The organism is Anaerosoma tenue, from assembly GCF_023161965.1.
Classification (GTDB): Bacteria; Actinomycetota; Coriobacteriia; order Anaerosomatales; family Anaerosomataceae; genus Anaerosoma; species Anaerosoma tenue.
Genome location: NZ_JALNTY010000003.1, coordinates 171708 through 196973, shown reverse-complemented (window position 1 = coordinate 196973; position 25266 = coordinate 171708). Strand labels below are relative to the sequence as shown.

Annotated in this window: 23 protein-coding genes; 10 read left to right on the top strand and 13 right to left on the bottom strand. The window is 66.9% G+C overall.

All coding sequences use genetic code 11. The features are described from left to right. Positions 1-118 precede the first annotated feature (118 nt). The 10 genes from MSB02_RS08580 to MSB02_RS08535 all read right to left on the bottom strand — a co-directional run bounded on the left by MSB02_RS08580 (position 119) and on the right by MSB02_RS08535 (position 11862). Positions 119-397 carry a DUF2149 domain-containing protein gene (locus MSB02_RS08580; protein WP_267194824.1) on the bottom strand — a complete coding sequence of 93 codons (279 nt, stop codon included), beginning with the start codon at positions 395-397 and terminating at the stop codon, positions 119-121. 94 nt (positions 398-491) lie between these two features. Then, positions 492-1124 (bottom strand): MotA/TolQ/ExbB proton channel family protein, encoded by a 633-nt coding sequence (locus MSB02_RS08575; protein WP_267194823.1) that lies wholly within the window; start codon positions 1122-1124, stop codon positions 492-494. Between the two features lie 31 nt (positions 1125-1155). Next, positions 1156-2919 carry an NHL repeat-containing protein gene (locus MSB02_RS08570; RefSeq protein ID WP_267194822.1) on the bottom strand — a complete coding sequence of 588 codons (1764 nt, stop codon included), beginning with the start codon at positions 2917-2919 and terminating at the stop codon, positions 1156-1158. Continuing rightward, the gene (locus tag MSB02_RS08565; protein WP_267194821.1) at positions 2916-3467 is read right to left on the bottom strand and encodes a hypothetical protein; all 552 of its coding nucleotides are present in this window, start codon (positions 3465-3467) and stop codon (positions 2916-2918) included. The genes MSB02_RS08570 and MSB02_RS08565 overlap by 4 nt, the downstream gene beginning before the upstream one ends. 33 nt (positions 3468-3500) lie before the next feature. Continuing rightward, positions 3501-3965 carry a hypothetical protein gene (locus MSB02_RS08560; protein WP_267194820.1) on the bottom strand — a complete coding sequence of 155 codons (465 nt, stop codon included), beginning with the start codon at positions 3963-3965 and terminating at the stop codon, positions 3501-3503. A 15-nt stretch (positions 3966-3980) separates the two neighbouring features. Continuing rightward, positions 3981-6083 (bottom strand): cell wall-binding repeat-containing protein, encoded by a 2103-nt coding sequence (locus MSB02_RS08555; protein WP_267194819.1) that lies wholly within the window; start codon positions 6081-6083, stop codon positions 3981-3983. A 240-nt stretch (positions 6084-6323) separates the two neighbouring features. Next, on the bottom strand, positions 6324-7313 hold the full coding sequence (locus tag MSB02_RS08550; RefSeq protein WP_267194818.1) for a substrate-binding domain-containing protein: 990 nt from the start codon (positions 7311-7313) through the stop codon (positions 6324-6326). A gap of 78 nt (positions 7314-7391) precedes the next feature. Continuing rightward, positions 7392-8177: a hypothetical protein gene (locus tag MSB02_RS08545; protein WP_267194817.1), complete on the bottom strand. Its 786-nt coding sequence runs from the start codon at positions 8175-8177 to the stop codon at positions 7392-7394. A gap of 35 nt (positions 8178-8212) precedes the next feature. Beyond that, a complete protein-coding gene (thrC, locus tag MSB02_RS08540; protein ID WP_267194816.1) occupies positions 8213-9745 on the bottom strand; it encodes a threonine synthase in 1533 nt (510 codons plus the stop codon). An 89-nt stretch (positions 9746-9834) separates the two neighbouring features. Beyond that, the gene (locus tag MSB02_RS08535; RefSeq protein WP_267194815.1) at positions 9835-11862 is read right to left on the bottom strand and encodes a cell wall-binding repeat-containing protein; all 2028 of its coding nucleotides are present in this window, start codon (positions 11860-11862) and stop codon (positions 9835-9837) included. A gap of 161 nt (positions 11863-12023) precedes the next feature. Between MSB02_RS08535 and MSB02_RS08530 the strand changes: the two genes are divergently transcribed. After that, the gene (locus MSB02_RS08530; RefSeq protein WP_267194814.1) at positions 12024-12611 is read left to right on the top strand and encodes a class I SAM-dependent methyltransferase; all 588 of its coding nucleotides are present in this window, start codon (positions 12024-12026) and stop codon (positions 12609-12611) included. A 42-nt stretch (positions 12612-12653) separates the two neighbouring features. On the opposite strand, the gene MSB02_RS08525 is transcribed toward MSB02_RS08530, so the two are convergent. Genes MSB02_RS08525 through MSB02_RS08515 form a run of 3 tightly spaced genes read right to left on the bottom strand, consistent with a single transcriptional unit; the run spans position 12654 to position 15464 of the window. Further along, positions 12654-14612, bottom strand: coding sequence for a cell wall-binding repeat-containing protein (locus MSB02_RS08525; RefSeq protein WP_267194813.1), 1959 nt, complete (start codon positions 14610-14612; stop codon positions 12654-12656). 56 nt (positions 14613-14668) lie between these two features. Continuing rightward, positions 14669-14905 (bottom strand): hypothetical protein, encoded by a 237-nt coding sequence (locus MSB02_RS08520; protein WP_267194812.1) that lies wholly within the window; start codon positions 14903-14905, stop codon positions 14669-14671. Between the two features lie 28 nt (positions 14906-14933). Next, entirely contained in the window at positions 14934-15464 is a 531-nt protein-coding gene (locus MSB02_RS08515) for a GNAT family N-acetyltransferase (RefSeq protein WP_267194811.1), read from the bottom strand. An 81-nt stretch (positions 15465-15545) separates the two neighbouring features. On the opposite strand from MSB02_RS08515, the gene MSB02_RS08510 reads away from it, so the two are divergent. The 9 genes from MSB02_RS08510 (at position 15546) to MSB02_RS08470 (ending at position 25260) form a co-directional block, all read left to right on the top strand. Further along, on the top strand, positions 15546-16727 hold the full coding sequence (locus tag MSB02_RS08510; RefSeq protein WP_267194810.1) for a cofactor-independent phosphoglycerate mutase: 1182 nt from the start codon (positions 15546-15548) through the stop codon (positions 16725-16727). Positions 16728-16940: 213 nt separating this feature from the next. Then, positions 16941-17405, top strand: a complete 465-nt coding sequence (locus MSB02_RS08505; RefSeq protein ID WP_267194809.1) for an NUDIX hydrolase — start codon at positions 16941-16943, stop codon at positions 17403-17405. A 367-nt stretch (positions 17406-17772) separates the two neighbouring features. Continuing rightward, a complete protein-coding gene (locus MSB02_RS08500) occupies positions 17773-18945 on the top strand; it encodes a homocysteine biosynthesis protein (protein ID WP_267194808.1) in 1173 nt (390 codons plus the stop codon). Between the two features lie 2 nt (positions 18946-18947). Next, a complete protein-coding gene (locus MSB02_RS08495) occupies positions 18948-19355 on the top strand; it encodes an NIL domain-containing protein (protein WP_267194807.1) in 408 nt (135 codons plus the stop codon). A 19-nt stretch (positions 19356-19374) separates the two neighbouring features. After that, complete coding sequence (locus MSB02_RS08490; RefSeq protein WP_267194806.1) at positions 19375-19743, top strand: hypothetical protein; 369 nt, start codon at positions 19375-19377, stop codon at positions 19741-19743. Beyond that, positions 19736-22144 (top strand): homocysteine S-methyltransferase family protein, encoded by a 2409-nt coding sequence (locus MSB02_RS08485; protein WP_267194805.1) that lies wholly within the window; start codon positions 19736-19738, stop codon positions 22142-22144. The genes MSB02_RS08490 and MSB02_RS08485 overlap by 8 nt, the downstream gene beginning before the upstream one ends. Continuing rightward, positions 22141-22803 carry a methylenetetrahydrofolate reductase C-terminal domain-containing protein gene (locus MSB02_RS08480; RefSeq protein ID WP_267194804.1) on the top strand — a complete coding sequence of 221 codons (663 nt, stop codon included), beginning with the start codon at positions 22141-22143 and terminating at the stop codon, positions 22801-22803. Before MSB02_RS08485 ends, MSB02_RS08480 begins: the two co-directional genes overlap by 4 nt. Further along, positions 22800-23666: a methylenetetrahydrofolate reductase gene (locus MSB02_RS08475; RefSeq protein WP_267194803.1), complete on the top strand. Its 867-nt coding sequence runs from the start codon at positions 22800-22802 to the stop codon at positions 23664-23666. The genes MSB02_RS08480 and MSB02_RS08475 overlap by 4 nt, the downstream gene beginning before the upstream one ends. Then, positions 23650-25260, top strand: a complete 1611-nt coding sequence (locus tag MSB02_RS08470; protein ID WP_267194802.1) for a metallophosphoesterase family protein — start codon at positions 23650-23652, stop codon at positions 25258-25260. Before MSB02_RS08475 ends, MSB02_RS08470 begins: the two co-directional genes overlap by 17 nt. Positions 25261-25266: the final 6 nt, after the last annotated feature.

Here is a 25266-nt window from a genome sequence, read left to right as displayed (position 1 = left end):
AAGGAGATGGTTAGCGTGTCCTAACAGGATAGGCATGCACGGGGTAGCACGCAAGGTCTATGTGCGGGTCGGCGCTGAGCGTTCGGGTCCGACTGCGATCGGCGCACCGGTACGGAGTCTACGGCGTGCCTTCCTGCGGGACCCAGATGACGCTACCGTCCTCGAGGCGGTACACCGTGCCGATGGCGTAGCCGCGACCCTCGTTGAGGTCGTCCGTACGCTCGAGGCGCTCGACCTCGCCGGCGGTCCTCGTGATGATCTCCATATCGCTCTGGCCCGGGTTCTTGACGATGGTGACGTCTTCTCCGCTGATCACTTCACTGAGCCCGAATCCAGTCAGTGCTACCACAAGGAAGCCGACAGCGAGAAGGATCGCCACGTCGAAGAGGTTGCCCATCGACTCCATCGGGTCGCCGTTGTGGTCTGCAAGGCCGCGCCGGCCCCGGCGTATGTATCCCTCTCGGACACGTGTTTCTCGCAGAGAGCCCATCTCACAACTCCGTGATCTCGAGCGCATACTCGATGTCACTGATGTCCTGGAGGTACTTGCGCTCGCGCACCGTGGAGATGACGTATCCGATGGCGCCGATCAGGAGGCCGACGACCGTGGTCGAGAACGCGACCACAAGATTGTCGGACAGGGTCTGCACGTCACCCTGAGCGAGCCCTACGAGCGCTGGCGATATCGGGATCAGGGTGCCCATCAGACCGAGGATCGGACCCAGACGCACAAGCATACGTGTCCTCTCGAGACGTCGACGGACCTCGCTTTCGGTATCGTCGAGGAGCTTCACGATGTGCGCGCGCCCCATGTGCTCCGGAGTCAGGCGCCCGGCGAACCGCTTGCCGTAGCCGGAGGTGCCCACCGCTTCGCCGAGGTGTGCGATCGCCCCTTCGGGGTCGCCACCGGCGAGGGCCTTCCGGGCTGCATCCGTGAGATCCCTGAGCGCGGGAAGCGAGCGCCTGTGACGCCGCATGGACATCTCGACGGTGAAGCGTCCTGCCTCGAACACCGAGAAGACCAGAAGCACGAGCTCAAGGATGATCACAGGGTACATCAGCGCATTCGCGGTGACGTAGATCAGTGCGCTCGGGTGGGTCAGGTAGTAGGCGATCGTATCCATGCGGTGGAGCCCCTTCCTCGGATCGGTTCCGTCACGACCGCCGCAGCGGGATGAACAGTGTGAGTGGTACGGACAGAGCGCCTGCAAGGTACACCGTCCCGAGCAGCAGGATGCCGAACGGGTCCGGAGAGGGCGCTGCCGGTGAACCTGCGCCGGGGGCGGTGTCACCGACCAGTGTCAACGCCCATCCGCGATGAGCGGCAGCGGCTCCTCCGCCCATCGTATCCGTGTCGATAGTCGCTTCACCCGAGGTGTAGCCTTCTCCCGCGCTCATGGCGACGGTGTCGGACCCGGCACCTCTGCCAGAGCTCGCGCCGCCGCCGATCGAGCCACTGCCGCCGCCGGAAGTCCCGCTACCGGAGCTCGATGAGCCGGAACCCTGGTCGTCGTCTCCGACGTCGTTCGGATCTTCGGGGGCGGGTTCGTAGGAGATCGTCACAGCCGTGAGACGGGGAGAGGCGTCGTGACGGCCTGTGGACAGGCGTACGCGATACTGCAGGAACGTCCCATACGTGCTGTCCGGGAGACCGGCCCCCGTGAGGGTTGCCCAGGTGCCCCCGTCCACGCTGTACAGCAGCTCGTACGAAGTGCCCTCGGGCACGTCGACCTGCGCTGTCAGCGCCGAGAACGCCTTGCGGACGCCGGGCAGCCCGCAGTCGATCCGGTCGGACGTGACGAGTCCGCTGTCCGCATAGCCGAGCTCCAGAATGCGCTGATGCGAGGAGTCCGCGATCAGCAGGGTGCCGTCATCGGTGATCGTGGCACGTCTCGGCCCGGCGAGCCCGTCGGCATCGAGACCGTACTCGTCCGGCTGGCCGATCTCCCACAAGATGGTCCCATCGACGTCGACTCGGAGCACTCTGTCGTTCTTGCCGTCGGTGATGAGTGTGGATCCATCGTCCAGGCGTTCGGCAGCGACCGGTTCGTTCAGCAGTCCGGGGTCAGACCCGGGGACTCCCGACTGTCCGTACTGCCAGACGACGGATTTCGCCGGGGTGACTTCGATCACGCGCTGGCCGGTCTCATCGGCGATGAGCGTGTTGCCGTTGTCGAGCCGTATCGCCCACTTCGGCCAGTCGAGGTAGCCATCGGCGTATCCGTGTTCGCTTGCGAGCTCGTGCGTGACCCCGTACTGCCAGACGATGCTCGACTCCGTGTACCCGTCATCGGGCGCGTCGGGGTCATAATCCGACGATCGGATCTCGATCACGCGACACGCCTGGTTCTCGGCGATCAGCGTGTTGCCGTTGGGCAGGCGGAACGCGGTGAACGGGTCGATGAGCTCTCCGGGGTCGGGCTGCTCGAGGTCGTCGTTCCGGTGGTAGTCGGGGTGGCTCGGGTCCATCGGGTTGTCGGGGACCCCGTAGCGCCACACCACGTCGCCTGCGGGTGTGACCTCCAGCACCGTCTCCTGCCAGCGATCGACCACGAGGGTGTTCCCGTTGGCCAGACGCGTGGCGTGGAACGGCCACAGGTTCGGGTCATCATCGCTTGAGTACGACCAGGCGACCGTTCCGTTGGTGGTCACTTCGTACACTCCACGGGTGTCACGGCTCGTGACGAGGGTGTTCCCGTTGCCGAGCCGCTCTACGGCGCGGGGGTCCAGTGCGGCGCCCGGGATGATCGAACCCAGCTCCCAGATGACGCTCCACGGAAGCTCGAGGTACTCACCGTCTCCTTTCGCCAGAGACCCCTGAAGCGACGTCACATCAGGCTCTGTCCATGTGGCCGCATGCGCGGGCTCGCACAGGAGCAGCGAAGAGGTCAGCAGCACGGCGAGGATGGTCTTCCTCATGCGGTCTCCTCGCGTACCCCGGCGAGCTCCTGAAGATGGGGGAGACCCGCGCGTCGCAACGCCTTGACCGTGATAGCGCCAAGCCAGCCCCCGAGGCCACCGAACACGATGTGGGTCGTTGCAGCCAGACCGAGGCCGAGGGCGAGGTAGCCCATCGGTATGCCGAGGGCGAGGCTGACGATCAGGCTCGTGACGAGCTTGGCGGTGTTCGCGATGGCTGCGGTGATGATGGCCACTATGGGGCTGTGAAGACGCTCACCGCTCAGGAAGGCGCCGAGGTCCATCACCATCCCGGGCGCCAGATACTTCATCCACAGGAGAAGCCCCTCCCGGCCTCCCACAACCGCAACCGCGAGGATCCCCGAGACGAGCCCCATGAGTGTTCCCGCCCACGGTTTGCGGACGAGGATCCTCCCCACCAGTAGGATGGCCATCCAGGTCATCCCCGAGTGGCCGGGCACGTGGATCGGTACGCGGAGGACGACCTTGGAAAGGGCGACGAGTCCCGCGAAGAGAGCGAGAAGGACGAGCTCTCTTGTGGTGAACATACGGCCGTCGGGGCTCCTACGGGCTGCCATGGGTCACTCGACCCGTATCTCGGTGAGATCGCGTACGCGGTCGGCCCATGCGATATCGGGGCCCGCGATCTTCACGGTGCCGCGGTTGGCGAGGTCGAGCACGACGTCTTCATCGATCTCCGCGCGAGTGAGGACGATCTCACCGTCGTCGCGGACGCCCTGGCCGAGGATCGTCACCCGCTCGAAGTCCTCCACCCCGGCTTCCGAGAGCACGAGCAGCAGCTGGGGCCCTTCCTCCCATTTCCCGAACTGTGAGACCTCGTGGGTAGGGAGATCGCGGATCTCCGCCATCGAGAAAGTGGCGAGGACCTCTCCACCACGGGTCACCAGAAGCGGCGGGATATCGTCCGGGGTGGTGAGCAGGCCCTCGGCCAGCCAAGCGACGGCGGCAACCGCGAGCAGGGAGACGACGGCGATGATCGCCACGGTTCGTCGTCTCGGCCCCTGCTCGCGGTTGCTCGTTGTCATGTCGCTCTTACGGTTCTACTGGAGGATCTGCGCTATCTGGCTGTACACGGCAGCGCTGACAGCGGACGTACCTCCGAAGACGTGTACCTCATCGATCACGTTCTTGTTGGCGCTGAGAGCGCTGCTCACCTCCGGGACCAGGCTGTCCGGACGGGTCAGGAGCAGCACGCCGTTCCAGCTGCCGGCCGCCGCGCCGCCGCCAAGGGCGTCGGGGAAGTCGAGGCCTGTGGCAACGCCGACGTAGTTGTAGCTGGCGGTTCCCGACGCCACGTGCGCGTCGGCGACGAGTCTTGCCGTCGCGTAGCGGTTGGCTCCGGCCCAGCGCTCGAGTGCGTTGCCGAGCAGCGTCTCGAGCGCGTCCTCGGCGTCACTGCTGACAGCCCCGTAGCCGCCGGCGATACCGCCTTCGGTGATGCCGAGGCTGGCGATCGCGGCGCTGGTGTACGCAGGCACTGATCCGGTGCGAACGAGCAGGATGGGAGTGGCTGTGCCGTACGCGAATGGCGAGATGGCGATCGCGTCAGCGAAATCGTCGCCGCGGACGAAGTAGGCGCTGTGTACGCCTCCGGTGAGATCGGCGACCTCCTGGGCGATCTTCGCGGCCGTCTCGTAGCGGTCCTGGCCTTGTATGCGGTCCACCGCGTATCCGGCGTTGGCGAACTCCTGGGCGACGTCATCGGAGATGGCTGCGGTCCCGCCCAACAGGACGACGTTGCCGGCCCCGAGGCGGTCGATCTCATTCTTGAGTGAGGTACCCATAGTGCTGCCTACCAGGAGCAACGGCGAGTCGTACGCTCCAGCGAGGCTCGATCCCGCGAGGGCGTCAGCGAACGCGTTGCCGGTGGCCACCACGACCGTATCGACAGAGCCGGCCGCGAACGTGGATTTGGACGTCTCGATCGCCGTTTCGTAGCGGGTCGCACCATCGTCGCGGACGAGATCGTTGGCGGCGATGGCCGTTGCGGTGGCGATGTTGGAACGAGCGCTGATGTTGCTGTCGCCGTCGATGGTGCGCACGGCGTATTCGTACGCCACGCCGCCCCTCGCGGTGGTGTCGGAGAAGACGGTGCCTGCGGCTTTGCCGATGAGCACGGGGGGATTGGTGGTCATACCGGCCAGATCGTACTGGTTCACAGCCGGCCACCGATATACGAGATAGCCTTCGATGCCCGAGCCACCGCTGTCGCTCCCGGCGTTCCAGCTCAGGTCGACTGCGCCTGCCGCTGCTTCTGCGGCGGCATCGGTCGCGGCAAGCGGGGCGGTCTGGTCGCTCACGCCAACCGCCATGTCACAGTCGGCGGCACCGGTGGTGAAGTCGTCGGCACGCAGGATGCGGTTCGTGTAGATGTCGACCACCGTGGCGATCGGCAGTGCGACGCGGTAATCACCGGTCATGCCTGCCGGACCGACATCCTCGGACGCATCGTCGATCATGCCGTCACCGTCGTCATCGACTCCGTTTTCCTCCGTCTGCCAGAGGCCGTACAGCGTTGCCGGGCTGCCGTCGGAGGTCGAGTCGCTGGAGCGGATACCCACGCGCTTGTCCGCCGCCGCGAGACCGGCGAGGCCGTTGTGCACCCATGAACCCTCAGTCTTCGCATCGAGCACGGTCACCATGGGCACGTCGCCCGGGTCCGGGTTGTACGAGCTCTCGTCGCCGGTGTCGGAGAGGGAGACGAGGATGTAGTAGTCACCCGACTCGCCCTCGTTGCCGAACTTGCCATAGACCCAGGTGTTCTTGATGGCCCCGGTCTCATCGGTGGTCACGGTCGGCCGGCCGAACCAGCGGCTTCCGTTGATGGACTCCCGTTCCATGATCCACTTGCCGGTGGCCGGATTCCAGGTGAAGCCACGGTTCGCGCTGCTGGACGGCGTCGTGTTCGGGCTGAGACGCAGCTTCACGTAGTAGGTCTCGTTCGGGGCTAGCCCGCTGCTCGCTTCTACACTGAACCGCACACCGAACGGCGTGTGGTCGTTCATGACGTATGCAGGGGCTTCGATGCTGCCGAGTGTGTAGTTCTCGGCCGCCGATGCCGGGGCCACCATGACACCCCCAAGCAGCATCATCGCGGCGACCATCACCGCGAGCAGTCTTCGCACGCTCTTCGCTCGCACCATGCTTACCCCTTCCTTCCGCTTGAGATGGGTCGACCACGGTGCGGTCGCTCCATCCGGTCTCCCATATCGTCTGTGGTGTGCCGGGATCACACGCTGCGGCCGGGAGGCCATGTGCGTCTCGAGCCGACACCCTCCGAGGGTGTCATCACCCTACACTAGAATGGAGTTTAGCGTACCTTGCACGAGCGTGCGTGGGCAGGGTGATGGCTCGGGGTTTCGCGTGCGCTCCGTGCGTTCGGGTCAGAGCCCCGCTTCTTCGCCAGTGTGTGCCGTGTCGTAGCCGGCGATCGCGCCCAGCGTGCGCTTGAGGTGTCGCGAGGACAGGCTGTCCAGAAGCGTCATCAGGGCGTCGTCACTGAGACGGTCCTTGCGCATGACCAGGTCGTATCGCTCCATGAAGAGGGGCGTGAATCCGAGGCCGAGCGCCTCGGCAGATGCCCGAAGCCCCACCCCGGCATCGGCTGCGCCGGATGCTATGGCGCCCGCCACCGCTGTGTGGGTCGACAGCGTGTCCTCGTAGCCCGGGATCTTCCCGGTGTCGATGGACTCGTGGCGAAGCCGGGCGTCAAGCCAGACCCTGGTGCCGGAACCCGGGTTGCGGTTGGCCAGGCGGACTCCGCCGCGGGAGAGGTCCTCGACTCCGTGAAGACCGAGGGGGTTCCCCGGGGCCGTGATAAGGCCCTGCTCGCGGTATGCGAGGGTCACGGCCAGGACGGGCATGTCGGGGAACAGATGGCGCAGGAACGGGGTGTTGTACTCATTGCGCTCGTCGTCGAACAGGTGGCATCCTGCGATGTCGCACAGCCCTTGGCGAAGCGCTATCAGACCGTCAAGGCTGCCGACCGGTACGCTTACCAGCCCGACATGCGAGCTCTCGACATCCTCGCTCAACAGCGCCAGTCCAAGGTCATGGCTGCCAAGCGCGATGAGCGTTCTGGGCTCGTCCGACTCGGGGGCGATGACCATATGCGCCTCGAACGCCCCTGCAGTGGCCGCGTAGTACTTCTCCACGTAGTTCTTGACGGCTCGCTCTTCGACAAGAGCGGCGAGTCGGGCGGCCACAAGGACCTGTACATGGTGGCGTACCCAGGCGGGGTGTTTGCCGATACGCTCGCCGATCTGACTCAGGGTCATCGGGCGCACCATCAGCATGCGCAGAATCGCCAGTCTGCGCGGATCGGCGATGGCGCTCAGTTGTACTTGCTGGTCGATGACTCCAAGACCCTTCATGCCTTCCACCTTACGCGCATCCGGGTAGAGGCGTCACCATCATCATCGCCCGTCCGGGCAGCCGGTGACCAGGACGCCCTACCAGTCGTCACCGCCATGCTGCACGCCGGCATGACCGCCTCCTGGTGTGGCGCCGCCTGGTCCGGCAAGACGCTGCTTGCCGATGGCGGTCCACGAGTCGGGGCCCGCGCTCGTCACAGGGGCGACCGGACGCCCACCCCACAGGCGTGGCCGAAGCCACCCCTGCGTATCCAGCGTGTCGGTCGGCTTAGGCATCTGGACGTTGCGATCCACCGGGACGACCATGATGCCAGCGTCCTCGACTTCCGCGACGGTGGTGACGATCGGGAACTCCCGGAGTGGTCGGTGGAACTCCACGAGCCTGCCGGACCAGCCGCTGGCAGTGAGGCCAACGCCCGCAAGCGCCCCGATGACACCGTCCTCGGTGCCGCCGTGTCCGCTCAGGTGGACGCCGGCTTCCTCCGCGATCGCCCGGGCCTCATCCTGTGTGACCACCTCGATCGCCGCACGGCTGGCGAATGCGATGATCGCCGAGAGGTCTGTGTTCTCATCGGCTATGCAGAGCCCGGGGTCGCTGCCGTCGATGAAGTGCTCGGCTATGTGCGCTGCTCCCAGGTTCGCGAGCAGCGGGAGGTACGAGGGGTCGGGCACGTCGAGGACCGCGCAGCCGGAACTGTTGTGAGATGTGTACGGGACGTCGGGATGCACGAGGAGCTGCTGCCGCACGACCCCCCACGAGGTACACCCCTCCGGGAGCCGCTCAGTGAACCAGCGCACCAGCTTCCCGGTACCGCGGTCGGCTCCCAGGCAGTCCGTGTCATCGAAGCTGACGTACACGCGCATCTGCGTGCTCCTCTCCGGCAGGTTCAGCAGAGCGCCTATCCTGCCAGCCAGTCCCTCACCGCATCCTCCACGCCGTGCTTGCCTGCCTCCACCACTCCACCGAAGCGCGGGCTCAGCCGGGACAGGTCCGCAAGCGGATCCGGGACCTTCGCGGCCCCGGGGGCCAGCGTTCCGACCAGGCCGAGCATCTCCAGGCCGCTCATGTCGCGCATCTCTGGCGGGAGCGGCTGGCCGTACGGGGTGTGGGTGAGTGCCTTGAGCACATCCGCGCCGAACTTGGCCCAATGCGCCGTGGAGACCACGAGCACCGGATCGAGCCCTCGGAGCCGCTCGGCGACCTCCCACGCCACGGCGGTGTGCGGGTCCATCAGGTAGCCGTGCTCCCGGTAGACACGGTCGATGGTGGCAAGGCTCTCGTCGTTGCTTGCCCAGTCGGCAACGAGCAGTCCGCGCACCGCCGCGAACGTCTCGCGGTCCACCGTGAATGTGCGGTTGGCGGCAAGCTCGGCCATCCAGCCCCGCACAGCCTCGGGGCCTGCCAGGTGATAGAGCAGGCGCTCCAGGTTGCTCGATATCAGGATGTCCATGCTCGGGCTCGGTGTGGTGACGAACTCGCGACCCGAGATGTCGTAGGTGCCGGTGGCGATGAAGTCGGTGAGCACGTTGTTCTCGTTGCTCGCGCAGAGGAGACGCCCGATGGGCACGCCGGCTCGCTTGGCGTAGTAGGCGCCGAGGATGTTGCCGAAGTTGCCCGTTGGGACGCAGACGTCCATGGGTGAGCCCGGCTTCACGCCGCCTGCGGCGACCATGTCCGCGTAGGCGCTCACGTAGTACGCGATCTGCGGGAGCAGGCGACCCCAGTTGATGGAGTTGGCGGAGGACAGGCGCAGCCCGTGGCGCTCGTGGAGCTCGGCGGCGAAGGCCTCGTCGTTGAACGCGGCCTTCACGGCGGTCTGGCAGTCGTCGAAGTTGCCGCGCACGCCGAACACACCCACGTTCTCCCCGCGCTGGGTCACCATCTGCAGGCGCTGGATGTCACTCACGCCGCCATCGGGGTAGAACACCACGATCGCGGTGTGGGCGCGGTCGGCGAAGCCTTCCAGCGCGGCTTTCCCGGTATCTCCCGAGGTCGCCACGAGGATGAGGAAGTCGTCGGCGATCTCGCCCGAGGACTGCATCGCATCGACCGCCTCGGAGAAGAAGAGCGGCATGCACTGGAGCGCCATGTCCTTGAAGGCGCTGGTGGGGCCGTGCCAGAGTTCGAGCACGTGGGTGCCCGCTGTCACCTCCACCACCGGGGCGATGCGCTCGTCGTCCCACTGGGTGCCGTAAGCAGCCCGCATCAGCTCGCCGATGCGGTCCTCCGGCACATCGACACCGAAGCGCTCGAACACCCGGGCGGCGCGCTGCCAGTACGGCATACCCGAGAGCTCGAGCACCTCGTCGAGCGAGAACGACGGGATGGCCTCGGGAACGAAGAGGCCTCCGCCGGGCGCGATGCCCTTGACCACGGCCCTGCTGAAGGCGGGGCGTGAATCATCGAGCGCGCGCGTGTCCATGTACCGCATGTGTCCGTCCATGTGCGCATGGTACCCGAAGTGCGCGGGCGGTGCCGCCGATCATCTGGCTGGCAGTCAGCGCGCCGGCCGGGGTTGCGTCACTTCAGCCGGGCGCGGACCCCGCTTCTCGTGGCCTCGCTCACCACATCCGGGCCGCCGAAGACGTCCCCGCGTCCGATGCGGTACTCGTGCGTCGTGAGGAAGTCCGTGAGACCCGGTGGCACCGCGGTGTTGCGCGTGAGCAGGAGCGGGCTACCGTAGTAGCCGCATGCAGCCCCTCCGCCGAGCGCGTCCGGGAAGTTCTCGCCGGTGGCGATGCCGATCATGTCGAAGTCGAGCGCACGGAGATAGTAGGCGTTGCGGGCGATCTGCGCGGCGGTGGCGTAGCGGTCGTCGCCGTACCAGCGCTCAGAGGGCGGACTGCTCATCCACGCGAGGTGGCCGTCGACCTGTGCCTTGGCGTGTTCGCTGACCGCCGTGACGCCACCGATGATCACCGCGTCCTCGATCTCAACGTCTACGAACCAGTCGTTGACGCTTCTGGGAAGCGCCGCGGGCGGTGTGAGCAGGACCGGTCGGTGCATACCGGCGGCGGCAGGTCCGGCCGCGAGTGCGTCCGGGAACGCGTCGCCGCGGGCCACGAAGACGCCCTTGTCCCAGATAATGCCGTCGAACTCGAGCTGCTGTGCGTACTTCTGGGCGACCTCGACCGAGGTCTCGTACCGGTCGTCACCCGCCACTCGGTCGATCTTGGCGCCCATCGCCGCGATCGTGTCGGCGACGCCCTTGGACACGACGTCCGGCCCGCCGATGATCATGACGCGCCATGGCTTCAGCCGCTTGAGCTCATCGATCACGACCTGCGGGAGCGAGGCGCCTGGCGTGAGCAGGAGGGGGGCGCCCATCTGTGCGGCGAGCGGTGTGGCCGCAAGCGCGTCGGGGAAGTTCTCACCGGTGGCGAGCACGACGGTGTAGCTGTTCGTGACGTTGCCGTCCCAGCCGTTGGCCGGTCCATCGGGGAAGTAGGCCTTGGAGATCTCGACGGCCGTGGCATACCGGTTGTCCCCGTAGGTGCGATCGACGCGGGGCTTGTCCGCTGCCATCCAGATGTCGCCGTTGGTGCCAGCCTGGTACACGAGCCGGTTGCCGAAGAGCGAAGGGCGCGTGAAGTTCTGGGTGTCGTCGTTGGTCGCGTCAAGGACCGAGTTCACGCCGACGATGAAGAAGTGCAGGGCCCGGTTGGCATCGGGGTCAGCCTCCCAGCTCTCCCACACGAGACTTCGGTCGAACAGGTTCGGCCGTGTCATCTGCTGTGAGAAATCCGGCAGGTAGGTTCTCGAGCGCCAGCGCAGGTCGATCAGCGCGGTGCGTGAGGTGAGTCCCGCAAGCTGTACGTACGCGCGCCTTGCATGGAACCGAACGTGCTGTATCGAGGGGAAGCCGGCTAGCGGGCTGAGCCCCGGGTAGACCTCGACCGGATACGCCATCTCACCCAACCGCCAGCTGTAGAGCGTGTCCTGCGGATTGCCGTCGACCGAGAAGACGACCATGTCGCCATCCACGTCCCAGTGCTCCACACCGGTGGACTCTGGGACTGTCGACATGGTCTGCGTTGCGAAGTCCCAGTACTCGAGGCTATCCGTCGCGAGGTTCTTCCATACGACGTGGCTCGCGCTGATGCGTGGCCGAACCTGTGCGGCGATACCGCTGCCGATCAGGCGACCCGAGCCGGGAGAAGCTTCACGCAAGTCGAGATAGTAGATGTCACCGTTGCCCGATTGTCGTGACTCGTAGGCGACCCTGCCCGCAGCCACATCGGGGTTCGTCTGGTCCGAGGCGAGGATCGGGTAGTTCGTGCCGTTTCCTGTCCGGAGGTTGTGGAAGGCGATGTTCCAGAACTGCTCGTTGGGGTCGGACGCGAACGAGTTCCTGTACTGATAGACGATGAACTCGCCTTCGATCTCGGGGTTCTGTTGGTGCAGGAGGCCGATCTTCAGCGGTCCCCGGTCGAGGTAGAACTTCGGGTAGTCGGCTGTCGTGAGCGCGTTCGCGTGCCCGAGCGGCATGAGCGCCAGCACAGCGATCAGAGCAAGAGCAATCGGGACGACGAGCCGGTTCCGGGACATGTCGCGCCTCCCCTGGTTGCCGCGCATGCACGGCGCTGCCATTGTGAGCCGTGCGTGCCCCCCAGCACGCGCGCAGCCCCTTATGCCACTGATACCCAGCGGTGGAGCACTCCAGGCGCTTGGCCCCGGCCTTGTGGGAGAATCCGGGGAGAGGAGGTCGCATGGCACACTACAAGTTCGACATCGCCAAGCTCGAGAAGCTGAACGATCCCGCACGGTTCGAAAGCCTTCCGCCCGATCTGTTCTTCGCCGCTCTCGACGTGCCGGACGGCGCATCGGTGATCGTGGAGATCGGCGCGGGGACCGGACTCTTCGCCGAGGCCATCGCGAAGCGGGCTCCTGAAGCCACGGTCTACGTGGCGGACATCGCCGAGGAGGCGATCGAGTGGATGCGGGAGCATCGTGCTGGCGTGGCCGAGGGTCGGATCGTGCCCGTCCTGGCCGGGGAGACGCATGTCCCGCTGGATGACGCCATCGCCGACGCGCTCTTCATGATCAACATCCACCACGAGTTCGTGGACACGGCGGCTTCGTATCGGGAAGCGCTTCGATTGCTGAAGCCCGGTGGTCGCCTGCTCGTGGTCGACTGGGCTGCACGGGAGACCCCGAAGGGGCCACCGCAGGCCGTGCGCGCCACGCCGTCCGGACTGGCTGAATGCCTCAAGGGCGCTGGGTTCGTCGACGTGATGGTGGACGATTCGGCGCTGCCGTGGCACACCATGGCCACCGCCCGCCGCTCCGGAGAGTGAGCCCGGCCGGCCGGAGGACGGTTCTCCGGCCGGCCGTGTGTATCAGTAGAGGTAGTCGTCCAGACGCCCGAACACGTAAGGGCTCACCACTGCCTCCCCGCCGTAGACCTCCATGCCGCCGAGCTCGTACCTCGTCGTGCCAAGGAAGTCGTCAAGGTCTTCCGGTATCGATGACGGGGGCGTGAGCAGGAGCGGGCTGCCGAAGTAGCCGCAGGCGGCGCCACCGCTGAGCGCGTCGGGGAAGTCCATACCGGTTGCTACGCCTACACGGTCGTAGTCGAGCCATCCGCGGGACACGCCCTGTCTGGCGCACTCGATGGCCGTGGCGTAGCGGTTGGCGCCCCACCACCGTACCGCTGCGTCACCAAGCAGGTCGCCGATGTCCTCGGCCGTGGGCGTCGAGATGGCTGCTGTCCCGCCGATGACGTAACCGTCGTTGATGTTGAAGTTCGCCACCGTCTGCGCCGTCACGGCCGGTACCGAGTCCTTGCGGACCAGCAGCACGGGCACGCCGATGGCGTACGCGTGGGGCGCTATCGCCAGCGCATCGGCGAAATCGTCACCGCGCACGAAGAAGGCGTCTCGTCTCCACCAGCGGTTCTCGTTACCCATGATGTCGACGAGGTATGGGACGATCCTGGCGGCGGTCTCGTATCGGTCCGATCCGGCGATGCGCTGCCAGGAGATGCCCATGTCATCGAGCTCGTCGGTGACGGCGGTACCGATCGCCGCTTCTCCGCCGATCACGAAGACGAAGGTCGTGTCCAGTCGTTCGAGTTCCGCTGAGATCGGAGCGGGCAGGTCGTTCTGTGCCGACAGGAGCAGGGGACTCTCGAGTGCTCCCGCCAGGCCGCTTGCGGCGAGGGCGTCGGCGAACCCGACGCCGGTGGCGAGGACCGCGGTGCCCGACTTGATGAACCTGTTCGCTGAGATCTTGGCCGAGGTCTCGTAGCGGTTGGCGCCGGAGATGCGCTGTGGTTCGAGTGCCGCTGTCGCCAGCGCGATATCGGAGTCGGAACCCGGGTCGACGATATACGCGACCGCGTGTCCGTAGACGTCCGGCGCTGCTTCGTTGGCTGCCGTCGTGGCGACATCCTGGTAACCGGGCGTCTCGGGACCCCACCACGCAAGGATGTCGTTGTCGCCAGTACGGTCATCCTGCCATGGCAGCAGGTCGCCCGAGATCGCCGGTGAGGTCTGCGTGGCGACGTTGTTCGTCACCTGGGCCACAACGCCCGTGCGCACGTTGGCTACCCATATGTTCTTGTCGTCGGTGCTGACAAGATACTCGCTCCAGGTCACGGCGTCGCCGTGGATGTCCACCGAGTCCGCGACGATCCTTCGTACGCTTGAGTCCACCTCTCGCACGGTGATCTCGGCGGTGGTCTCCGTGTCGTAGACGTACACTCCCTGCTTCCCGGCCACCTTCTCGTCGTCCATCCATGCCAGTCGGCCGGAATCGACGCAGAGTCCGTTGGGCAGGTTGCATGCGTCAACTACCCCTGCGGCGTGACGCTCGAGGTCGTAGAAGCGGATCTTGCGCCCACTGCCGAGGCCGTCGACCCACGCGATCGTGTTCCCATCGATCACCGATCCCGCATCGTCTCGCGTGTCGGTGGTGATGCGGGCGGGGGGAGTGGCGTTCGAGAGGTCGTCGTACCAGACCTCGCCATCGGCCTCGGCGTTGCTGATCCACACCACGCGGCTTCCCGAAACGTCGGTGTAGTGTTGGTCGATCCCATCACCGGCACCGTGCACGAGTGGGGTCGAGGGTGACTGGCGATCGTACACGACCACGTCCCGGTCGGTGCCGTCGTTGCGTGCGCGGTATGTCGCGATGTAGCGGCCACCGATGTGCGGTTGGCCGTACCAGTAACCCGGTGTGTCCAACACCACGCTGCCGCTGAACACGAGAGCGCCCGAAGCGGTGGAGGGCACAGTGAGCGCGACCGTCACCGCCAGCCCGATCGAAGCGAACAGGATACGATGCCGACGCTTCATGCGGACCACCCCCCGGGTGCACGTGAGCCGATAGGAATTCGTACCCGTTCGGCAGCCTAGTCGTGCGTCCCGAGCTGTCTGGAGAGCCCGCGTCCCACGATCGCGCTGTTCAGCTGGTCGCACAGAGCCTGGCGTGTGTATCGGCCCGGGGGCAGCCCGTTGACCACGTCCATCGCGTCCGAAGGCAGGTCGAAGGTCTGCGCCATGATCACGGCGTCCAGCTGCGTCGCGGTGGTCTCTGTGCGGTAGAGCGCGTCGAGCCAGCGCTGTATCTGCTCGCGGTCCTCTTCCATCGCTATCCGTTCACCGGTGCGCATGACGTCATGACTCGACGAACTCCTCGGCGAGCAGATCCATGAGCAGCCCGTCGCTCCACTGGCCGCTCGGGTCGCGTTCGTACTTGCGCATGACGCCCACCGGCTTGAAGCCCACTTTCCGGTACACATGGATCGCCCGGTCGTTGTGGACGGAGGGGTCGATGGTGATCCGGTGGTGGCCACGCTCCTCGATGAGGTAACGGATCAGGCGCCGGAGCACCGCGGTTCCCAGGCCGCGGTCCTGGAACGGATCGCCGAGGGTGATGTCCACGCCTGCGTGGCGGTATCCCGGATCGTTCTCCTCATGGAACTGGACGACGCCCGCGATCTCGCCGCCGACCATCACGAGATGGGTCATCCCGGCGCTGGCGCTGAAGAAATCATGCTCGAGCTTCTCGGTATCATAGGAGCCCCACCACCGCGCCACGCCCGGTTGCCGCAGCAGGTCCAGGACCGCATCTGCATCGGATCGCTGGAGCGGTCGCAGCGTGAAGCCCTTACCTTCGAGTATGGGCAGCGAGTGGCCGGGATGCATCAGGTGCGACCTCTTCGTTTGTGTGCGGCCAGGGCGGACAGGTACGATTCTACCCGCTGACAGCCTGCGGAGGGAGCGCCCGTGAAGCACGTGATCCTCATCCTCGACGGTGCGGCCGGGTGGCCGTTGCCCGAGCTGGGCTCCAAGACGACGCTTGGCTACGCACACACACCGAACCTCGACGCGTTGGCGGCGATGGGCATCGTTGGGCTTGCGCAGACGGTGCCTCCGGGGGTGGAGCCTTCGTCCTCGGCCGCGTGCACGTCGATCCTGGGATACGACCCGGTCGCCGACTACGTAGGCCGCGGCGCTATCGAGGCCGCCAGCCTCGGCATAGAACTGGCCGATGACGAAGTGGCGATGCGCATGAACCTGGTGAGCGTTGCCGACGGGGTCATGGCGTCGTACGCCGCGGGCCATATCAGCACGGCTGAGTCGCGGCGGATCGTCAGCGAACTGGCCGAGGCGCTCGGCGACGATGCCTTCACGTTCCACCCCGGACTGGCCTACCGGCACATCCTGGTGGTGAAGGGGCATCCCGAGGTGCTTGACCTGGCGTACACCCCGCCCCACGACATCAGTGACAGGCCGGTGGAGGGCAGCCTTCCCTCAGGGGAGGGTGCGGAGTTGCTGCTCGACTTGATGGAGCGGGCGCGGCCGGTGCTGGACGCCTCGGCTGTGAACGCCGCGCGCGTTGCGCGAGGAGACCTCCCGGCCAACGAGATCTGGCCCTTCTGGCCGGGAGCGGCGCCCCGTGGGCTGCGTCCGTTCGGGGAGGTCAGGGGCGTGACCGCGGCGCTCACCTCGGGCGTGGACCTGCTGAACGGCCTCGCGGTGCTCTTTGGCATCGATCGCCTGAGCATCGCCGGCGTCACCGATGGCTCCGATAACGACTACCGGGCGCAGATAGAGGGCGCGCTTGCCGTCTTGGACGACCACGATCTCGTGGTGGTGCACGTGGAGGCTCCCGACGAGGAGGGCCATGCGGGTGACGTGCAGGGCAAGATCGCCGCGATCGAGGCCATCGACCGCGAGATCGCGAGCGTGTTACGCGAGCGGGTCGGGGAGGTGCGGGTGCTTGCGATGCCCGATCACCCCACGCCCATCGAGCTGAAGACACACGTGGGGGAGCCGGTGCCGTTCCTGCTGGCGGGCCCCGGGATCATGGCCGACCAGGCGACGGCGTTCACGGAGGCCGAAGCCGCAGCGACCCGCCGGGTGATCGATCCCGGCCGCGGTGTCGTCGATCTGCTGCTTGCGTAGGCCGGGCATCCCTCCGACATGCGTACGGGGCGGGGCCGCATCATCGGCCCCGCCCCGCGTGCGAGGGGAGGGAGGTTCACGCTTGTATCCGGAGCACATCCGGGTACGACACCAGTATCCATCGCCGGTGTGCGGACGCCGTGCGCCGGTCGTGGAGATGTCGTGGAGCAGTGACGCGGTCCGTATGTCACAGGGTGGGCTACACTGGAACACATGCCGACGTACGAACATCCACGCCCTGCGCTCACCGCCGATGTCGTGGCGCTCGCTCACGGACCCGCGGGTCTCGTGGTGCTGCTGGTCCGGCGGGCTCATGAGCCGTTCGAAGGCCGCTGGGCGTTGCCCGGCGGTTTCGTGGACGAGGGCGAGGTCCCTGAGGCTGCGGCCCGGCGCGAGCTCGAGGAGGAGACCGGGCTGCGGGTAGGGCCGTCCCTGTCGCTCGTGGGCGTCTACGGGGAGCCCGGCCGCGATCCGCGTGGATGGACGGTATCGGCCGCGTATCTGGTGGTGCTCGACGAGCCTGCGGTCGTGCTCGGCGGTGATGACGCCGCCGAGGCGGCGTGGATGCCTGCAACGGATATGCCCGGCCTCGCTTTCGACCACGACGCGATCGTACGCGACGCGCTTGCGGCCGCCGGTGAGTTGACACCCCGGGGGAGCGACCGTACCCTTACCTGACAATCGAACAGATTCACGCCAGTGATGGGGATGAGTACGCGGTCCCGAGTAGGGCGGCAGAGAGCCGGGGTAGCTGCGAACCGGCGCCCGAAAGAACGCGGAACATGGCCCCGGAGGCATCCGGAGGAAACGCGCGAGTACGTCGATGCGCCGAGTAATACCGGACGGAGGCCCCCGTTACCAAGGGCTCGAGAGCATCGGACACCCGGCGTAGTCCCGCCCGCCGGACACCACCACCGTCCCGTGCTCGAGACGAGGCCACGAACGTGGCGAAGTCGGGTGGTACCGCGGAGGACGCATGAAGCGCCTTTCGCCCTGACGAACAGTCCGGGCGGGAGGTGTTTTTTCGTGTTCGGAGGTAGACGGTATGGCCAAGACCTGGGAAGAGATCAACGAACGCATAGCCAGCGGGGCGGCGGTCGTCTTCACGGCCGAGGAGTTCGCCGTGCTTGCAGCTGAGGAAGGCGTGAGCGCCGCGGCGAAGAAGGTCGACGTGGTGACGACAGGTACGTTCGGTCCGATGTGCTCGTCCGGCGTGGTGCTCAACTTCGGACACTCGGATCCACCGATCCGGATGACCGAGCTGACGCTGAACGACGTTCCGGCCTACGGCGGGCTTGCCGCTGTGGACACCTACCTGGGCGTCACGGAGACGAGCCGTGTGCGGGGTATCGAGTATGGTGGCGCCCACGTGATCGAAGACCTTCTGAGAGGCCGGGCGGTGCGGCTGAGAGCGGCGAGTCCGGGGACCGACTGCTACCCGCGTACCGAGATCGACACATGGGTCACGCTGGAGGAGCTCAACCAGGCGTACTTCTTCAACCCCCGGAACGCATATCAGAACTACGCGGTGGCCGTGAACACGAGCGATCGCGTGCTCCACACGTATCTGGGGACGCTCTTGCCGCGCCTGGGGAACGCCACGTACTGCTCGGCAGGCGCGCTTTCGCCGCTGCTCAACGACCCCACGTATCGCACGATAGGCGTGGGTTCGCGCATCTTCGTTGCTGGCGCCCCGGGGTATGTGGCCTGGGAAGGCACGCAGCACAATCCGCATGCCGACCGTGATGCGCACGGCGTACCGGTGAGGCCCGCCGGCACCCTGGCGGTGATCGCGGATCTGAAGCAGGCGAGTCCCGAGTACTTCTCGGCGGCGACGTTCACGGGTTACGGTGTCTCGAGTTTCGTGGGCATCGGCGTGCCCGTTCCTGTGCTCGACGAGGATATCGCGGCCACACTGGCGCTCACGGACGCCGATATCACGGCGACGGTGTACGACTACAGCGTCCAGCGGCGTTCGCGGCCGTCGCTGAGCACGGTCTCGTATGCGGATCTCCGCAGCGGGACGATCGAGATCGACGGCAAGAAGGTCCCCACGGGACCGATCTCGTCGCTGCCCAAGGCGCGTGCCATAGCCACCGAGCTGAAGCGGTGGATAACCGACGAGCGTTTCACACTCGCAGCGCCCGTGCAGTTGCTCCCGCAGGTAGGTGCGCCGGGCACGAGACCGCTCGAGATCAGAACAGGGGAGGCGATCTGACGATGGCACGCAAACGGCTCGACCTTACCTTCCCGCCCCGGCAGTCCCTCAAGCCGATCATCTACCACCTCGTGAAGGACTACGATCTGGTGCCGAACATCCTGCGCGCGCAGATCCATCCCGCCCAGGAGGGCCGGATGGTGCTCGAAGTGACCGGCACGAAGGAAGACTACGCTGCGGGGGTCGCGTTCCTCGAGGAGCAAGGCCTCACGGTGAACGAGGCGGCGAGCGATATCGTCCTGGACGACGCGCAGTGCGTGGACTGCGGCCTGTGCAGCGCGGTCTGCAAGCCTGGCGCATTGACCCTCGATCCCGTGACCCAGACGCTGCGGTTCGACAAGGACAAGTGCGTGTACTGCGAGGCATGCGTGATCGCCTGTCCGCGCAGGGCGATCACGTTGCGTTTCTGACCGGCGGGAAGGAGGACACATGCCTCAGTTGCCGTTCGTCCAGACGATGGCGGTCGCCGGTCTGACGGCGATCGCGCTGGTGGTGCTTGCCATGCCCACGGGGGCCTGGCTGGGAGCACGCGCCGGCCTGAGGGTGCTGCGCTTCAGCCTGGCCGGCGTCGCCGTGACCTTCATCGGGTGCATCGGCTGGGGGGCCCTCACCGGTGACCTCGCCGTCTTCAACGCCCGGATGGGTTTCGATGACTGGCTGCAGATGGGCGCGTTCTTCGGGATCGTCTACATCACGGGATACCGTTTCGTTGCGGCGTACCTGACGGACAAGCTTCGGGCGGATCGGCCCGGGAGTCCTGCCGGGGACGCGAAGACCACGGGAGGCGCGGATGCCTGATATCGGACTCCGGCTTGGCCGCGAGGTTCTTGTCATCGACGGGGCGATGGGCACCATGCTCCAACGACACGACATCCCCTCGGGCCAGTCGCTGATGCAGCTGAACGTCACCGCGCCCGAGTTGGTGGAGGAGGTGCACCGCCTGTACGCGCTCGCGGGAGCGGATTGCGCGACCACGAACTCGTTCGGGGGGTCTCGGCACAAGCTTGAAGCTTATGGCCTTGGCGATCAAGTGACAGACCTCAACCGGGCGGCGGTGCGTCTCGCGCGCTCGGGCGGGGCGCCGCACATCCTGGCCGACATGGGTCCCACCGGGTTGGTGATGGAGCCGCTCGGCAGTGCGACGTTCGACGAGGTCTTCGAGCAGTTCGCGGAGCAGGCGTCGGCGCTCGCGGCCGAGCATCCCGATGCGCTGTTCATCGAGACGATGACCGACATCGCCGAGGCGCGATGCGCCGTTCTCGCGGCGCGATCGGTCACCGATCTTCCCGTGTTCGTGACCGTGACGTTCGGGCTGAGCGGGCGCATGGACCTGTCGGGCACCAGCCCCGAGGCGGCTGCGGTGATACTCGAGGCGGCCGGGGCGACAGCGGTGGGGATGAACTGCGGGCTCGGCCCGGAGCAGATGCTGCCGCTCGTCGAGCGGATGGCAGAAGCCACATCGTTGCCGATCATCGTGCAGCCCAACGCTGGCATGCCCCGGCTCGAGGATGGGGTGACCGTGTTCCCCGGCACGGCGGACGAGATGGGCTCCTACGCCGCGCGTTTCGTGGACGCGGGGGCCTCCCTCGTTGGGTCGTGCTGTGGTTCGACGCCATCGTTCACCGGCGCGATCGTGGACTTCGCCAAGAGGCGCGACCTTGCTGACCGGCCGGAGCCCGAACCGGGCGTCGTGCTGGCGGGTCCGCGCGATGTCGTGCGGATAAGCAGCGGCGCGCCGCTCGTGCGTGTGGGGGAGCGGATCAACCCGACGGGCAAGAAGCGGCTTGCCGAGAGTCTTCGCGCGGGGCGACTGGATGTGGTGCGCGAGTACGCGATCGAGCAGGCCGACGCGGGCGCTGACCTGCTGGATGTGAACGTGGGCGCGGCGGGCGTGGAACAGGCCACTGTGCTCCCGGCCGCGGTGTTGGCGCTGAGCGGGCTGGTGGACCAGCCGCTCGTCCTCGACACGACCGACCCGGAGGCGCTGGAGGCGGCGTTGCGCGTCTACCCGGGCCGCGCGCTCATCAACAGCGTGAGCGGCGAGGCGGCCTCGATGGGATCCGTGCTCCCGCTGGCGCGGCGGTACGGCGCAGCGGTGGTCGTGCTTGCGCTCGACGACGACGGCATCCCCGCGACCGCAAGCGCGCGAGCCGACGTGGTACGGAAGGTCCGCGACGCGGCACGGAACAGCGGGCTCACCGATCATGACCTCGTGGCTGACACGCTGGTCCTCGCCGCCGCGACGCAGGCCGACGGCGCCGGTGCGACGCTCGAGGCGATCGCGACGGTGTCGGACGAGCTCGGCCTGGCCACAATCGCGGGAGTGAGCAACGTCAGCCACGGTCTTCCTGGCCGCGCGATGCTGAACGCGCGCTTCCTGGAGCTTGCAGCCGTGGTGGGCCTTGACGCCGCCATAGTCAACCCCTCGGAGTCGGTCTCGATGGACGCGGCCCTTTCGGATGCTGCCGATGACGTGCTATACGGGCGCGACGCCAGGGCCGAGCGCTGGATAGCGCTCGTCGCCTCGCGGAGCGCCGAGTCGGACCAGGGTGTGGTGGAGACGCCCGGAGATCCGGCGACACGTCTCGGCATGGTCATCGAACGCGGCGATGCCGACTCGGCGCCCGGTCTGGTGGACACGCTCGTCGGTGACGGCATGGAGCCGCAGGCGGTCATCGCCGGGGTGCTCACACCGGCGATCCAGAGGCTCGGCGACGCGTACGGTCGCGGTGACGTGTTCCTGCCGCAGCTGATAGCGGCGGCCGAGGCCATGAAGGCGGCTGTCGTTCGTGCAAAGGCGTACCTTCCTGAAGGGTCGGCCACACATGAGGGTCGTGTGGTGTTCGGCACGGTGAAGGGCGACATCCACTCCATCGGCAAGGACATCTGCGTCAGCATGCTGGAGAGCCAGGGGTTCCTTGTGGACGACCTGGGCGTCGATGTCTCGACCGAGCGGTTCGTGGATGCGGCTGAGGCCGCTGACGCCGTGTGCCTGTCCGCACTCATGACCACCACGCTCCGCACGATGGAGCGTACCGTGGCGGCCATCCGGGAGCAGGCGGAAGTACCCGTCTTCGTGGGCGGCGCCGTGGTGACCCGCGATTTCGCGGACCGTCTCGGGGCGGGGTATTCTGAGGATGCGCCGGGCTGCGTACGCGCGGTCCGGGATGCCGTGGCTGCGCGCAAGGGGAACGGATGATAATCACACGACCACGCGATTGGGACCGGATCAAGGCCAACCTTTCGGACATCGCCGCAAAACGGGTGTTCGTGATGGGCTGTGGCCAGTGCGCCACGGTCGCCCACACGGGTGGCGAGAAGGAGGTCCTGGAGACGGCGGAGAGGCTCCGTGCCGAGGGCTATGAGGTGACCGGTTGGGCTGTGGGCGAGGTCACGTGCCACCTGAACGGCACCAAGCTTGAGAGCCGGAAGCACCGCTCAGAGATCGACGACGCTGATGCGGTGCTCGTGCTGGCATGCGGTGCGGGCGTGCAGACGACCGCCGACGCGATCGCCAAACCCGTGTTCCCGGGGCTCGAGTCGCTGTTCCTCGGCACGGTGATACGCAACGGCATCTTCGAGGAGCGCTGTCAGACGTGCGGCGATTGCGTCTTGGACAAGACCGCGGGGATATGTCCGGTGACGACGTGCCCCAAGGGGCTGCTGAACGGCCCGTGCGGCGGTATGTGGAACGGCATGTGCGAGGTGCTGACCGACCGGGAGTGCACTCACGTGCGGATACAGCGCCGTCTTGCCGAGCAGGGACGGACGCGCAACTCCACACTCGAGCCGAAGGACTTCAGCACCGCGCTCAAGCCTGGTGGCGTGAACATCCGGCAGCAGGGAGGTGGACGATGAGCCGCCTGCGAGAGCTGCTGGAGTCGGGCGAGTTCGTCGTGACCGGGGAGGTCGCACCGCCGCGCGGTACGGACCTGGCCGACATGCATGCGTCGGTGGACCTCCTGGCGCCGCACTGCCACGCGCTCAACGTCACCGACAACCAGGGCGCCAGCCTCCACTTGTCGAGCCTCGCAGCGTCCAGGGCGATCCTGGAGCGCGGCATCGAGCCGATCTTCCAGCAGACATGCCGTGACCGGAACCGCCTCGCGCTGCAGTCGGATCTGCTCGCCGCGTGGTCGCTCGGCCTGGAGAACGTGCTCGTGGTGACCGGCGACGACCCGCGCGCCGGCGACCATCCGCACGCGAAGGGTGTGTTCGACCTCGACTCGACGCAGTTGGCCTCGATAGCCCTGGGCATGAACGAAGGCCGCGACATGATGGGTCGCGACCTCAAGGGCGGCACGGACTTCTATATCGGAGCCGCGATGTTCCCCGAGGCCGAGCCCTGGGACGTCCAGCTCGCGCGGATCGAGCAGAAGGTCGCGGCCGGGGTGCGCTTCTTCCAGACCCAGGCGATCTTCGATATGGACAAGCTGCAGCGGGCCGTGGACGCTGTGCGTCCGTTGGGAGTGAAGGTCATCGCGGGGGTGCTCGTCATCCGAAGCCCACGCGTCGTGGATTTCGTGAACCGGAACCTCGCGGGCCTCATGGTGCCCGACCACGTGGCGGACCGGATCCGCTCGGCGCCGGATCCGGCGGAAGAGGCCGTCCGTCTGGCGGCCGAGCAGGTGCGTGACATCCGTGAGATAGCCGACGGCGTACATGTCATGCCGCTCGGCCTGGACACGGAGGTCGGTCGCATCCTTGACGGATCGGGGTAGCGGGAGCGTGCGGCGGATCGCCCTGTATAGCGATGTCCACGGCAACCTCGCCGCGCTCGAGTCTGTGCTCGAGGACATCGAGGGGCGAGGGGTCTCGGAGCGCTACTGCCTCGGGGATCTCGTCGGCTATGGCCCGCACCCCGTGGAGGTGGTGGAGCGGATCCGGGATCTCGGCGACCCGGTCGCGCAGGGGAACTACGACAGGGCGATCAGCGAGCACGACGCGAGTCCCGGAAGCCGTTACGAGAGCGCCCGGGAGACCCTCGACGGTGCCGAGTCGTACGCGTACACGGTGTCTTCCCTGTCTTCCGAACATGTCGACTTTCTGGGGCGGCTCGCTGCGGAGGTCGTACTGGACGTCGATGGCGTGGGTATCCTGTTGTGTCACGGGTCCCCCCGCCGGATGGTCGAGGTCGTCGATGCCGACACTCCGCCGGCCTCACTGGCCGCTCACATCCAGGAAGCCGGAGTTGACGTCGTGTGCTGCGGCCACGTCCACGTCCCGTTCCATCGTTCCATGCCCACCGAGAGCAGTGTGCTGCACTGGGTGAACGCGGGTTCGGTGGGCCGTCCGCGCGACGGCGATCCTCGCGCGGCGTGGGTGGAGCTGGTCCTTGGCACGCATGAGGAGGTCCTTGCCGCGGCGCCGATGGATATCGCGTGCCGTCGTGCCGGGTGCACCGACGTCTGGATAAGCACCATCACCCATCGTGTGGCGTACGACGTTGAGCCGGTGATCCACGACATGATCGCCGCCGGCCTTCCACCCACACTCGCTGCCGGTCTGCGTAGCGGCCTCGAAGAGCATGCGTGGGAAGCGCTCATGGTTGAGCGCGCCGCGCACGACGCCGAGGAGACGGCTTCGCAGGATCCGGTCCGGGCCGAGTATCTTCTGCAGACGTGCGGTCATGACGGGGGATCGTGCACCTGCGCGATCGACGACCGCACCGCGTCGTACGAGTCACTGGCGCGGCTGTTCCGTGATGATGTGTCGGGAGTGGTGGTCGCGATCCGTCACCTCAGGACCGCCATGAGATCCTGCCGGGTGAGCCGCAACGTGGACGAGCAGGCGATACGTGAGGCGTTCGGCGATGCCGATCGCGCCGTCAGGACCGGGGAAGGGCGCCGGGCGTTCCTCGAGGAGCGACGGCGCCTGTTCGGGGGTGAGTCCCGCTTCGATCCCTTCTCGAACGTCCTATCCCCGGATGAGTCGACCTACGTCAGCGCCGATCCGGACACGTGCCTGGTCGTGCTCGGACTCACCTATCGCGAGGGCAGGTTCACGTCCCCGGCGATCGGCGGTATAGAGCGCGGCCTGGGTGATATCGCAACGGAGCTCTCGTACATGGGGCACTGCCTTCGCATGGCCGCAGCCGGCGATCCGGCCGCGGCGGTCAGAGCGCGCCGGTTCTTCATCGAGCACCTGTCCACCTGGGCGGTCCTGTTCGCCGTGGTCGTAGGGAGAGAGGCGCGCGAGCCGGTCATGAGGTACGCGGGGCTGGCGCTGGACAAGTTCCTCACGTGTGAGGCGGCGACTTTCCGCCACTCGATCCCGAGCCACTGTGGCGCGAGGTCACGCGGCCTTCGGGACTGACGCTGC